At 66.8% G+C, this 11,772-nt stretch carries 12 protein-coding genes and 1 pseudogene; 9 read left to right on the top strand and 4 right to left on the bottom strand.

The window, feature by feature from the left end:
- Positions 1–37 precede the first annotated feature (37 nt).
- Both mazG and BLR51_RS22035 read left to right on the top strand, forming a co-directional pair.
- Entirely contained in the window at positions 38–853 is an 816-nt protein-coding gene (mazG, locus tag BLR51_RS22040) for a nucleoside triphosphate pyrophosphohydrolase (RefSeq protein ID WP_089851187.1), read from the top strand.
- Between the two features lie 86 nt (positions 854–939).
- The gene (locus BLR51_RS22035; RefSeq protein WP_207543675.1) at positions 940–1,941 is read left to right on the top strand and encodes a Fe(3+) ABC transporter substrate-binding protein; all 1,002 of its coding nucleotides are present in this window, start codon (positions 940–942) and stop codon (positions 1,939–1,941) included.
- 43 nt (positions 1,942–1,984) lie between these two features.
- Here BLR51_RS22035 and BLR51_RS22030 read toward each other — a convergent pair whose 3' ends face one another.
- Complete coding sequence (locus BLR51_RS22030) at positions 1,985–3,106, bottom strand: YhaZ family DNA alkylation repair protein (protein ID WP_089851063.1); 1,122 nt, start codon at positions 3,104–3,106, stop codon at positions 1,985–1,987.
- Positions 3,106–3,885, bottom strand: a complete 780-nt coding sequence (locus BLR51_RS22025; protein ID WP_089851061.1) for an SDR family oxidoreductase — start codon at positions 3,883–3,885, stop codon at positions 3,106–3,108. Before BLR51_RS22025 ends, BLR51_RS22030 begins: the two co-directional genes overlap by 1 nt.
- 129 nt (positions 3,886–4,014) lie before the next feature.
- On the opposite strand from BLR51_RS22025, the gene BLR51_RS22020 reads away from it, so the two are divergent.
- The gene (locus BLR51_RS22020; protein WP_089851059.1) at positions 4,015–5,031 is read left to right on the top strand and encodes a Hint domain-containing protein; all 1,017 of its coding nucleotides are present in this window, start codon (positions 4,015–4,017) and stop codon (positions 5,029–5,031) included.
- A gap of 144 nt (positions 5,032–5,175) precedes the next feature.
- Here BLR51_RS22020 and BLR51_RS22015 read toward each other — a convergent pair whose 3' ends face one another.
- Positions 5,176–5,439: a DUF7218 family protein gene (locus BLR51_RS22015; RefSeq protein ID WP_089851057.1), complete on the bottom strand. Its 264-nt coding sequence runs from the start codon at positions 5,437–5,439 to the stop codon at positions 5,176–5,178.
- A gap of 134 nt (positions 5,440–5,573) precedes the next feature.
- Between BLR51_RS22015 and BLR51_RS22010 the strand changes: the two genes are divergently transcribed.
- The 4 genes and pseudogenes from BLR51_RS22010 to BLR51_RS21995 all read left to right on the top strand — a co-directional run.
- The gene (locus BLR51_RS22010) at positions 5,574–7,181 is read left to right on the top strand and encodes a peptide chain release factor 3 (RefSeq protein WP_089851055.1); all 1,608 of its coding nucleotides are present in this window, start codon (positions 5,574–5,576) and stop codon (positions 7,179–7,181) included.
- Positions 7,182–7,322: 141 nt separating this feature from the next.
- Entirely contained in the window at positions 7,323–7,814 is a 492-nt protein-coding gene (locus BLR51_RS22005) for a GNAT family N-acetyltransferase (RefSeq protein ID WP_089851053.1), read from the top strand.
- Positions 7,815–7,970: 156 nt separating this feature from the next.
- Positions 7,971–8,138 (top strand): apolipoprotein acyltransferase, encoded by a 168-nt coding sequence (locus tag BLR51_RS22000; protein ID WP_089851051.1) that lies wholly within the window; start codon positions 7,971–7,973, stop codon positions 8,136–8,138.
- Positions 8,139–8,264: 126 nt separating this feature from the next.
- Positions 8,265–9,068: pseudogene (locus BLR51_RS21995) on the top strand (VWA domain-containing protein); the annotation flags it as partial.
- A gap of 384 nt (positions 9,069–9,452) precedes the next feature.
- Here the strand turns inward: BLR51_RS21995 and BLR51_RS21990 are convergent.
- Complete coding sequence (locus BLR51_RS21990) at positions 9,453–10,109, bottom strand: glutathione S-transferase family protein (protein ID WP_089851047.1); 657 nt, start codon at positions 10,107–10,109, stop codon at positions 9,453–9,455.
- A gap of 101 nt (positions 10,110–10,210) precedes the next feature.
- Here BLR51_RS21990 and BLR51_RS21985 point away from each other — a divergent pair, with 101 nt between their 5' ends.
- Positions 10,211–11,422 carry a polyhydroxyalkanoate depolymerase gene (locus tag BLR51_RS21985; protein WP_089851045.1) on the top strand — a complete coding sequence of 404 codons (1,212 nt, stop codon included), beginning with the start codon at positions 10,211–10,213 and terminating at the stop codon, positions 11,420–11,422.
- Positions 11,423–11,482: 60 nt separating this feature from the next.
- The coding region (locus BLR51_RS21980; protein WP_131821866.1) for a transposase at positions 11,483–11,772 on the top strand (290 nt) is incomplete at its 3' end.

Raw genomic sequence — 11,772 nt, 5'->3', positions numbered from 1 at the left:
CAGGAACGGACCCAATACCTATTTTCCGGAGATGTCCATGACCCGCGATCTGATCCATGATCCCCATGGCGGGATGCCGCGCCTGCTGGAAATCATGCGGCGGCTGCGCGATCCCGAAACCGGCTGCCCGTGGGATCTGGAGCAGGATTTCGCCAGCATCGCCCCCTATACGATCGAGGAAGCCTATGAGGTGGCCGATGCCATCGAGCGGCAGGCCTGGGACGAGCTGAAGGGAGAACTGGGCGATCTGCTGTTCCAGTCGGTGTTCCATGCGCAGATGGCAGCGGAGCGCGGGCTTTTCACCTTCGATCAGGTGGCCGACACCATGTCCGACAAGATGGTGGCCCGGCATCCGCATGTGTTCGGCGAGGAAAGCCGCGACAAATCCGCCGACCAGCAGACCGCCGACTGGGAGGCGATCAAGGCGCAGGAACGTGCCGCCAAGGCGCGCGGCGGGGTGCTGGACGATGTGGCGCTGGGGCTGCCCGCGCTGATGCGCGCGGTCAAGCTGCAGAAGCGCGCGGCGCGGGTCGGCTTCGACTGGCCCTCCACCGATCAGGTGATCGACAAGATCGTGGAAGAAGCGCAGGAGCTGCGCGAAGCGACCGATCCCGACCACCGGCGCGAGGAATTTGGCGATCTGCTGTTCGTCATGGCCAACCTTGCCCGGCACATGGGCATCGACCCCGAAGAGGCGCTGCGCGGCGCCAATGCCAAGTTCACCCGCCGCTTTGGCGCGGTGGAGGCCGCACTCTCCCATGCCGGGAAACGACCCGAAGAAAGCACGCTAGAGGAGATGGACGCCCTGTGGGACGCGGAAAAACTTCGGGAAAAAGCCGCCAAAAGTTCCTGAGTTTTACAGTCAAGGATTGATGTGACAAAAATAGTCGGGTTTAAGGGCCCCGAGAAACCAAGCACAGCACAAGCGGAGGATACACCATGCTGCGTCTCGGAACCGCCCTCGCCCTTCTGACGGCCGCCTCGCCGGCCCTCGCGCAGGAGGTCAATCTTTATTCCTACCGGCAGCCGGAACTGCTGCAGCCGCTGGTCGATGCCTTCACCGAAGAAACCGGCATCACCGTGAACGTGGCCTATATCGACAAGGGTCTGGAAGAACGTCTGGTGGCCGAGGGTGACCGCTCCCCCGCCGACCTGATCTTCACCGTGGACATCTCTCGCCTGTCGGCGGCGGTGAATGCGGGCGTGACGCAGGCCGTCGAAAGCGACGTGCTGATGGAAAACGTGCCCGCGCAGTATCGCGATCCCGACAACCACTGGTTCGGCCTGACCACCCGCGCGCGCATCGTCTATGCCAGCAAGGACCGCGTCGATCCCTCCGAAGTGACCACCTACGAGGATCTGGCCGATCCGAAATGGGAAGGCCGCATCTGCACCCGCTCCGGCACCCATGACTATAACGTGGCGCTGGTGGCGGCGATGCTGCACCACCATGGCGAGGAAGAGACCAAGACCTGGCTGGAAGGCCTGAAGTCCAACCTCGCGCAGAAGCCGCAGGGCAATGACCGCGCGCAGGTCAAATCCATCTGGTCTGGCGAATGCGACATCTCGCTGGGCAACACCTATTACATGGGCAAGATGCTGGAAGATTCCGAGCAGTCGGAATGGGCCAACGCCGTCAACGTGCTGTTCCCGGAATTCGAAGAGGGCGGCACCCATGTGAACATCTCCGGCGTGGCGATGACCAAGGCGGCGCCCAACCGCGAAAACGCGCTGAAGATGATGGAATTCCTGACCTCGCCCGAGGCACAGAAGCTTTATGCCAGCGCCAACTACGAATATCCCATCGCGCCGGGCACCGAAGCCGATGACGTGGTCAACAGCTGGGGCAGCTTCACCCCCGATGACGTCAACCTGATGGAACTGGCCGGCCTGCGCGGCGACGCGCTGCGCCTGATCGAAGAAGTCGATTTCGACGGCTGACCCCTGACAGACCGTCCCGCGCCGCCGCAGGGGCGGCGCGGGTTCACGCCTCCAGCTGAAATGCCGCCTCGGCCACGTCCCGGCCATTGACCTGCAGGATCACCGCATGTCGTCCGGGATGCAGGGTAAAGGTGGTGGCATCGCCCTTCAGCCGGTGGCGTTTGACCACGCGCAGCGGCGCCTGCCCCGCCTTCAGCTTGAACACCTTTTCCGCCGGGCCCCCGGGCCGGTGAAAGCGCAGCCGGTAATCCACCAGCACCGGCCCGCTGCCTTCGATCTCGGCGGTGAATTCCAGCACCTCGCCGATGCGCAGACGGTCCTGCGCCAGCACCAGCCGCCCCGTCACCGCCAGATCCGCCGCATAGCCCAGATGCGCCAGCGCCCCCGGCTCGCCGCGCTTGACGGCGGTGCGCAGCGCGTGGCGCGTCAGCCAGTCCAGCTCTGCCGCCTTTGCCCTGCGCTCGGCACGCCAGCGCGCCAGCCGCTCCAGCACCGCCTCGGGCGCGGGACGGCTGAGGTCATTGAGGTGATTGGCCACCGACCGCGTGACGAACCGGGTGGGATCGGCATGCAGCACGTCCAGCCAGCGCAGGGGCACAAGCGGATCCAGCGTGATCCCCGCGCCCCAAGGCAGCCGGGGCCGCGTGCCTTCCGACACCAGCCGCCGCACATGATAATGCGGATCCTCCACCCACTGATCCATCCGCGCCGCCACCTGATCCGGCCAGCGGTTCAGGAAGGGCCGGATCGCGTATTCCATGCTGAAGCGCTTGGTCGCCGCGTAGAGCAGATCCAGCGCCTCCTCCGGATGGTCGAGCCCGTGCCGCGCCGCCAGAACGCCGGGCACGGCATGGATGAAACGGCCAAAATCATCGTCGCGGCGCGTCGGGTCAAGCTCGGGCGGCAGCGCCGCCCGCACCTGTTCGGCCATGGCCGGGAACTCCTGCGGCAGCTGCCGCGCCAGTTCCTCGGCCAGCACCGCCAGCCGCGCATGCACGCCCAGCCCCGGCAGACGCGGCAGCGCGGCCTCAACGAAACGCTCCGCGTCAAAGCCGGGCAGCACCGCAAAATCGCGCGCCAGATCGCTCAGCGACGCGCGGTTGAAAAGCTGGTCGGCGAGCGAGAATCCCGCGCCGCCGCCGGTGCCGTCCGGTCCGCGTGCCATCAGATCGTGGCGATGGTTTCGCCGCCATCCAGCACGATGTTCTGCCCGACGATGTAACGGGCATGAACCGAGCAGAGGAAAGCGCACATCCGGCCAAAATCCTCGGCCTGACCGTAATGCCGGGTGGGGATGCCTGCCGCGCGCGCGGCGCTGACCTCGGCCAGCGCTTTGCCGGTGGATGTCGACTCATGCGCGTCCATCTGGCGGATGCGGTCGGTCTCGTGCACGCCGGGCAGCAGGTTGTTGATGGTCACGCCCTTTTCCGCCACCTGCCGCGAGGTGCCTGCGACAAAGCCGGTCAGACCCGCCCGCGCCGAATTGGACAGGCCAAGCGCAAGGATCGGCGCCTTGACCGACCGCGAGGTGATGTTGACCACCCGGCCCCAGCCGCGCTCCATCATGCCGGGCAGCAGCGCCTGCATCAGCGCCACCGGCGTCAGCATGTTGGCATCCAGCGCCTTGATGAAATCCTCGCGGTCCCAGTCGGACCACAGCCCCGGCGGCGGGCCGCCCGCATTGGTCACGAGGATCTCGGCGCCCTCAGCCGCCTCCAGCACCCGGGCGCGGCCCTCGGGCGAGACGATGTCGGCGGCCACCGTCACCACTTCGACGCCATAGGTGGCGCGGATATGGGCGGCGGTCTCCTCCAGCGCCTCGGCGCCGCGGGCGTTCATCACCAGACGGCAGCCCGCTTCGGCCAGCGCCTCGGCGCAGCCGCGCCCCAGCCCCTTGGACGAGGCGCAGACCAGCGCCGTCTTTCCTGAAATTCCCAGATCCATCTCAATCCTCCTCGTGCCGGCAAATGGCCGGATGCAAACCCATATGATGACACATTTTAATCGGATACAATGGGGACAGGTCCAGCGGACCGCCGCAGAACCGCCACCCCCACAGGGAGAAGACAGGGCATGGCCGAGGCCTTGCAGAGCGTCCCCGCCCATAGCGTCGCGATCTATGGCGCCGACCAGTTCCGCGTCTGCGAAGGCGCCAATCTGGGCGATGGCGTCAGCTTTGCCGCAGAGCTGGAGCTGAACGACATCTACCAGCTGTCGCCCCGGGCGGAGCCGCAGCGGCTGAGCCTCATTCCCGCCGCCGCCTCGCCCTTCCGGCTTGCGCCCGGCACAAAGACCGGCACGCCGGGTGCGGCGCTGCATCTGGACTGCTGCCTGACCTTCATGACCGGATCCGGCGCCACCACCGAAGCGCTGGTGCTGGTGGAAACCGACGCGCAGGGCGGCGTGGTGGCGGTGTTCCTGCTGCCGCTGGGGCCGCTGGTGGCGCGGCAGGATTACGCGCTGGTGGGCATCTCGACCGAGGAGGCGCTGGGGCGTTTTGCGCAGGCCGCCTGCACCGCCTTCAGCCGCGGCACCGCCATCACGCTGGCCACCGGCGCGCAATGCCCGGTGGAGGCGCTGCGCGTGGGCGACATGGTCCTGACCCGCGATGACGGCCCGCAGCCGATCCGCTGGATCGGCCAACGCACCCAGCGCGCCACCGGGGATTTTGCCCCGGTGCTGATCCGCGCGGGCACGCTCAACACCGCGCGCGACCTGCTGGTGAGCCCCGATCACCGGCTGTTCATCTATCAGCGCGAGGACCGGCTGGGCGCGGGCCGGGCCGAACTGCTGGTGCGGGCGCGGCATCTGGTCAATGGCCACAGCATCCGCCGCGTCGAGGGCGGATTTGTCGAGTATTTCCACATGCTGTTTGACCATCACCAGATCATCTACGCCGAAGGCATCGCGGCGGAATCGCTGCTGGTGGACAGCCGCACCCGTGCCGCCCTGCCCGGCGAGCTGACCCCCGATCTCGCAGCGCTGCTGCCTCGCCACAGCCAGAGCGACCAGAGCGGCTTCGACGTGCAGGAGGCGCTGCTGCGCCGCAGCGACGCGGCCGATCTGCTGCGGCGCGCCTCCACCGGCTGAGGCGCGGGGCGGAGGGCAAGCCGGGGGCGCTGCCCCCGGCCGCGCAGGCGCGGCCTCCCCCGGGATATTTGGGGCCAATGGAAACGCGCAGGCTTCATCTTGCCCGGCAAACTCCCGCCGGAGGCTTCAGGCGCGCGGCGCGGATCAGTGGCGGCGCAGCGCCGCGATCAGCTCGTCCTTGGTCATGTCGGACCGGCCTTCGATGCCGATCTCGCGGGCGCGGTCGTAAAGCTCGTCCTTGGTCCAGTCCTCATAGGCCGGGGCCCCACCGCCCTTGCGGGACGGGTGCATGTCGGGATTGGCCTTGGCATTGGCGATGCGGGCGGATTTCTCCTTGGAATTGCCCTTCTCGCGCAGGTCTTCGTAAAGCTTGTCATCCTTGATGGCGGGGCCGTGGTCGCGGGTCATGATGTCTTTCCTTTCGGACTGAGGCCGGAGCCGGATTAGGGGGGCGTTCGGGGGCCTGTTCTGGGGCAGGAACCGCCCGGCGCGCGCTTGGTTCCCCATGGACAAGCGGGCGCGCGCGCCCTATAGCCGCCTCCATGCTGGACAGTGCCTCGAACCGCCCCGACCTGCCGCCCGAAATCGCGCGGCGCCGCACCTTCGCGATCATCTCGCATCCGGATGCGGGCAAGACCACGCTGACCGAAAAGTTCCTGCTGTTCGGTGGCGCGATCCAGATGGCGGGACAGGTGCGCGCCAAGGGCGAGGCCCGGCGCACCCGCTCTGACTTCATGAAGATGGAGCAGGAGCGCGGCATCTCTGTCTCCGCCTCGGCCATGTCGTTCGATTACGGGAATTTCCGCTACAATCTGGTGGACACGCCCGGTCACAGCGATTTTTCCGAAGACACCTATCGCACGCTGACGGCGGTGGATGCGGCGATCATGGTCATCGACGGCGCCAAGGGGGTCGAAAGCCAGACCCGCAAGCTCTTCGAGGTCTGCCGCCTGCGCGATCTGCCGATCCTGACCTTCTGCAACAAGATGGACCGCGAGGCGCGCGAGACTTTCGAGATCATCGACGAGATTCAGGAAAACCTTGCCATCGACGTGACGCCGGCAAGCTGGCCCATCGGCATGGGCCGCGATTTCCTTGGCTGTTACGACATGATCCATGACCGGCTCGAGCTGATGGACCGCGCCGACCGCAACCGGGTGGCGGAATCGATCAAGATCTCGGGGCTCGACGATCCCAAACTCGCCGAGCATATCCCCGCCGACCTGCTGGAGAAGCTCCGCGAGGAGGTCGAGATGGCGCGCGAGCTGCTGCCCGCGCTTGACCCGCAATCGGTGCTGGAGGGGCATATGACCCCGATCTGGTTCGGCTCGGCCATCAACTCCTTCGGCGTGAAGGAACTGATGGACGGCATCGGCGAACTGGCCCCCGAACCGCAGCCGACCCGCGCCACCCCGCGCGAGATCGCCCCCGAAGAGACGAAGGTCACCGGCTTCGTGTTCAAGGTGCAGGCCAATATGGACCCCAAGCATCGCGACCGCGTGGCCTTTGTCCGGCTCGCCTCCGGGCATTTCGAGCGCGGCATGAAGCTGACCCATGTGCGCAGCAAGAAACCCATGTCCATCTCCAACCCGGTGCTGTTTCTGGCCGCCGACCGCGAACTGGCCGAAGAGGCCTGGGCGGGCGACATCATCGGCATTCCGAACCATGGCCAGCTGCGCATTGGCGACACGCTGACCGAGGGCGAGGTGCTGAAGGTGACGGGCATTCCGAGCTTTGCGCCGGAACTGCTGCAGACCGTGCGCGCGGGCGATCCGATGAAGGCCAAGCATCTGGAAAAGGCGCTGTTCCAGTTCGCTGAAGAGGGGGCCGCCAAGGTGTTCAAGCCCGCCATCGGGTCGGGGTTCATCGTGGGCGTGGTGGGCGCGCTGCAGTTCGAGGTGCTGGGCGCGCGGATCGAGCAGGAATATGCCCTGCCGGTGCGGTTCGACATGTCGCAGTTCACCTCCGCCCGCTGGGTGCATGGCGAGAAAGCCGCCGTCGACCGGTTCGTGACTGCGAACAAGCAGCATATCGCCCATGACAATGATGGCGACATCGTCTTCCTGACCCGCCTGCAATGGGACATCGACCGCGTGGTGCGCGACTATCCTGACGTGCGGCTGTCGGCCACCAAGGAAATGATGGTCTGAGGCAGGCTGCCGCCCCCGGGTCGGGGCGGCGGGATCCGGGCTTGCGCCGCAGGGGGGCTTTGCCCCTATAGTCGGGGCATCAGGCAGACATGCGCCCCGATCCGCAGGCATCCGGGGCCCCAGACAGGCAGGCCCCGACCCATGACCCTTTCCGACACCCCGTCTTCCGCGCCCGCCCCGGGTGCCGCCTCCGGCATCGTCGTGCGTCCGCTTCAGGCGCAGGACCGCGAGGACTGGGGGCGGCTCTGGGCCGCCTATCTGGAGTTTTACGAGACCTCCGTGCCGCTGACCGTGGCCGATACCACCTTTGCCCGGCTGCTGGGGGACGAGGCGCAGGATTTCCGTGCGCTGGTCGCCGAACTGGACGGGCGCCCGGTGGGGATCGCGCATTGTCTGATGCACCGGCACTGCTGGCGGATCGAGAATGTCTGCTATCTGCAGGATCTTTATGCCGATGCCTCCTGCCGCGGGCGCGGCGTGGGGCGCGCGCTGATCGAGGCGGTCTATGCCGAGGCCGATGCTGCGGGCGCGCCGCAGGTCTACTGGCTGACGCAGGAGTTCAACACCCCGGCCCGGCAGCTTTACGACCGCATCGGCCGCGTGACGCCCTTCATCAAGTATCAGCGCAGCTGAAGGCGGGCTTGGCGCGGCGGGACACTCTGCCGCGCCCCGGGCGGCGCGGCTGGACTTTCGGGGGGGACCGGGATAGGGCTCCGGCTCTGACCGGGCCCTGCGGCGCCACCCGCGCCGCGCCGTTGCCCGAGGCTGTGAGAGGAAGCTGAGACCGCCATGATCGTGATCGCTGCCGCCCTTCTGGGCGCTGTCATCGGCGGGCTGACCGCCCGCCGCCGCAAGGGCAACCGGGCCGATATCGCGCAGTTTGCCGCCGTCTATGCCATTGCCTTCGGGCTGGGCGGGGTCATCCTGACGCTGATCCTTGAAAAGCTTCTCGCCTGATCCCGGCGCTGCGGGGGCTCTGCCCCCAGCCCGCCTGCGGCGGTCTTCCCCCGGAGTTTTTCCGGCAAGATGAAAGCCGCTTGTGGCGCGGGCTGCGGGGCGCCATGATGGGGCGCGAGGTGGCGCATGTTTCTGACCTTCTTCGACAGGCTGCGGCGCGCCGGGGTGCCGGTGTCGCTGCGCGAATTCCTGACCTTTCTGGAGGCGCTGCAGGCGGGGCTGGCGCGCTATGATGTGGAGGGGTTCTATTATCTGGCGCGCGCCGCGCTGGTGAAGGACGAGCGGCATCTGGACCGCTTCGATCAGGCCTTTTCCGAAAGCTTCAAGGGCGCCGAGGCGCTGACGCTGGAGCAGGTGCTGGAGGCGGTGGATCTGCCCGCCGACTGGCTGGCGCGCATGGCCGAGAAACATCTGACCGAGGCGGAGCGCGCCGAGATCGCGGCGCTTGGCGGGTTCGAGGCGCTGATGGAGACGCTGCGGGCGCGGCTGCGCGAGCAGCACGACCGGCATCAGGGCGGCAGCAAATGGATCGGCACGGCGGGCACCTCGCCTTTTGGCGCCTTTGGCTACAATCCCGAGGGCGTGCGGATCGGGCAGGACCAGAGCCGCCACCGCCGCGCCGTCAAGGTCTGGGACCGGCGGGAGTTCCGCAATCTGGACGACGATCTGGATCTTGGTCCGCGCACGCTCAAGATGGCGCTGCGCCGTCTGCGGGCCTGGGCGCGGGAGGGGGCGGCGGAGGAACTGGATCTGGATGGCACCATCCGTGCCAGCGCCAAGGCCGGATATCTGGACGTGATGACCCGGCCCGAGCGGCGCAATGCGGTGAAGGTGCTGCTGTTTCTGGATGTGGGCGGGTCGATGGACGACCATGTGCAGGCGGTCGAAGAGCTGTTTTCCGCCGCGCGCAGCGAGTTCCGGCATCTGGAGCATCATTATTTCCACAACTGCCTTTATGAGGGCGTGTGGCGCGACAACCGCCGCCGCTGGGACGCGCAGACCCCCACATGGGAGGTGCTGCACCGCTATGGCCCGGACTGGAAATGCATCTTTGTCGGCGATGCCTCGATGAGCCCTTACGAGATCGCCTATCCGGGCGGCGCCAACGAGCACTGGAACCCCGAGCCCGGGCAGGTCTGGCTGGAGCGGGCGCGCGACCAGTGGCCGGACCATCTGTGGATCAACCCGGTGCCGGAGCGGCAATGGGAGCAAACCCAGTCCATCGCGATGATCCGCGAGATCTTTGCCGGGCGCATGGTGCCCATGACGCTGGCGGGGCTGGAGCGCGGCATCCGCGATCTGGCGCGCTAGGGTCTAGAACTCCACCTCCAGTTCCACGATCTCTTCGGGCTCGGCCAGCGCCGCCTTGGTCCAGTCCAGCATCGGCGGCCAGGTCAGGATCGTGTCCGCATAGGCCTGCAGCGCCGGATCCAGCGGCACGGCATAGGTGCGGAAGCGGGTGCAGACCGGGGCATACATGGCATCGGCCACGCTGGGGCGGGCGCCGAACAGGAACGGCCCGCCGAAGCGGTCAAGGCAGTCGTGCCAGATCGCCTTGACCCGTTCCACATCCGGCCGCGCGCCGGAGAAGATCCGGAAGCTGTCATGCCGCGCCCTGAGGTTCATCGGCAGCGCCGAGCGCAGGTTGTAAAAGCCCGAATGCATCTCTCCGGACACTGCGCGGCAGAGCGCGCGGGCGGCCACATCCGCGGGATAGAGCCCGGCCTTGGGGAAGGTCTCGTGCAGGTATTCGGCGATGGCCAGCGTGTCCCAGACCGCGACATCGCCATGGGTCAGCCGCGGCACCAGCACCGAGGGCGTGAGCAGCAGCAGTTCCTGCCGCGCCGAGGCTTCGGTCATGTCCACCGGTTCTTCGGTGACGTCGAGCCCGGCCATCCGGCACAGCAGCCAGCCGCGCAGCGACCATGAGGAGTAGTTTTTCGATGAAATGGTGAGCGTTGCCTTGGACATGATGTCTCCACGTGCGACGGGGCCGGTCTGCCTGCCGGAATTTTGTCGCAGGCGCCCGGCGATGTGGCTAGCGTTTTTGCAGGACAACGGGCGAGGCCGCCGTGCTTTATGCAACTTATCAAGGCTTTGATGATTTTGTGGCGCCTTTTCGCACCGCAGCGCTGCTGGGGCTTGCGGGGATGCCGCGCCCGGCGGGGCCATGGGCCGATCTGCTGCGGCGGCAGGCGGCGCTGGCGGAGATGGTGTCGCGCTTCCGGCTGAGCCACAGCCGCCCGGCTTTTGGCATCACCGGCGTGCCGGTCGACAACCGCGTGGTGCCGGTGACCGAGGAGGTGGTGCTGGATCTGCCCTTTGCGCGGCTGCTGCGCTTTGCCAAGGACATGGACAGCCCGCAGCCCAAGGTGCTGGTGACGGCGCCGCTGTCGGGCCATTTCGCCACGCTGCTGGCGGGCACGGTGCGCACCCTGCTGCGCGATCACGAGGTCTATGTCATCGACTGGAAAAACGCCCGCGACGTGCCCCGCGACGAAGGCGCCTTCGGCGTGGATGACTACGTCGCCTACGTGATCCGCTGTCTGGAGGAGATCGACCCCGGTGCGCATGTGCTGGCGGTCTGCCAGCCCTGCGTGCAGGCGCTGGCGGCGGTGGCGGTCATGTCCGAGGACGGCCATCCCGCCACGCCGCGCAGCATGGTGCTGATGGCGGGGCCGGTGGATGTGCGCGAAAGCCCCACCGCCGTCAACGCGCTGGCGCAGCAGAGGCCGCTGTCATGGTTCGCGCGCAACGTGATCGCCACCGTGCCCGGGCGCTATGCGGGCGGCGGGCGGCGGGTCTATCCCGGCTTTCTGCAGCTGACCGCCTTCATGGCGATGAACATGGACCGGCATCAGGCGCAGCACCGCAAGCTTTACGATCATCTTGCCGCCGGAGAGCAGGCGCCTGCCGCGCGCATCAAGGAATTCTATGACGAGTATTTCGCCGTTCTTGATCTGACCGAGGAATTTTATCTCGAAACCATAGACCGCGTGTTTCAGAAAGCCGATCTGGCGCGGGGGGAATTTTACTGGCGCGGGCGGCGGGTCGATCCGGGGCAGATTCGCAAGACGGCGCTGCTGACCGTGGAGGGCGGGCGCGACGATATCTGCGGGCTGGGGCAGACTTCTGCGGCGCATGATCTTTGCGGCAGCCTGCGCCCGCATCTCAAACGCCATCATCTTCAGGCCAATGTCGGCCATTATGGCGTGTTCAACGGGCGGAAATGGGAAAACGAGATTTATCCGGTGGTGCGGAACATGATTCTGGCGATGGACTAGGCCGTGTTGACAAAAGGGATTCACATCGTGCTACAGGCATGATTCAAGCTGGTGTCTACGATGGAGACCAGCTTGGCACGAAATCTTATGTCGGACGAAGAATGGGCGTTCTTTGAACGGTTCATTCTGGCAGTCCGTGCGCCTAACGGGCGCAAACCGACCAATCACCGCCTTGTTCTTGATGGGATTTTCTGGATCGCCCGCACGGGAGCGCCGTGGCGCGATCTTCCCGAAGAGTTCGGTAAATGGTCCAGCGTCTACCGGCAGTTCCGGCGCTGGACACTGGCAGGGCTGTGGGAGGACATCATGGAAACCCTGAACCAGAGCGGGGCCGTGCCGGACGCCCTCCA

The sequence above is a fragment of the Salipiger marinus genome (assembly GCF_900100085.1).
Classification (GTDB): domain Bacteria; phylum Pseudomonadota; class Alphaproteobacteria; order Rhodobacterales; family Rhodobacteraceae; genus Salipiger; species Salipiger marinus.
The sequence above is the reverse complement of the archived record's forward strand: the minus strand, read 5'-3'. Positions and strand labels throughout refer to the sequence as shown.

What these genes read in the sequence shown, in the direction of transcription:
- mazG (WP_089851187.1), top strand. Translation starts at nt 38, where the DNA reads ATGACCCGCGATCTGATCCATGATCCCCATGGCGGGATGCCGCGCCTG.
- BLR51_RS22035 (WP_207543675.1), top strand. Translation starts at nt 940, where the DNA reads ATGCTGCGTCTCGGAACCGCCCTCGCCCTTCTGACGGCCGCCTCGCCG.
- BLR51_RS22030 (WP_089851063.1), bottom strand. Translation starts at nt 3,106, where the DNA reads ATGGCACGCGGACCGGACGGCACCGGCGGCGGCGCGGGATTCTCGCTC.
- BLR51_RS22025 (WP_089851061.1), bottom strand. Translation starts at nt 3,885, where the DNA reads ATGGATCTGGGAATTTCAGGAAAGACGGCGCTGGTCTGCGCCTCGTCC.
- BLR51_RS22020 (WP_089851059.1), top strand. Translation starts at nt 4,015, where the DNA reads ATGGCCGAGGCCTTGCAGAGCGTCCCCGCCCATAGCGTCGCGATCTAT.
- BLR51_RS22015 (WP_089851057.1), bottom strand. Translation starts at nt 5,439, where the DNA reads ATGACCCGCGACCACGGCCCCGCCATCAAGGATGACAAGCTTTACGAA.
- BLR51_RS22010 (WP_089851055.1), top strand. Translation starts at nt 5,574, where the DNA reads ATGCTGGACAGTGCCTCGAACCGCCCCGACCTGCCGCCCGAAATCGCG.
- BLR51_RS22005 (WP_089851053.1), top strand. Translation starts at nt 7,323, where the DNA reads ATGACCCTTTCCGACACCCCGTCTTCCGCGCCCGCCCCGGGTGCCGCC.
- BLR51_RS22000 (WP_089851051.1), top strand. Translation starts at nt 7,971, where the DNA reads ATGATCGTGATCGCTGCCGCCCTTCTGGGCGCTGTCATCGGCGGGCTG.
- BLR51_RS21990 (WP_089851047.1), bottom strand. Translation starts at nt 10,109, where the DNA reads ATGTCCAAGGCAACGCTCACCATTTCATCGAAAAACTACTCCTCATGG.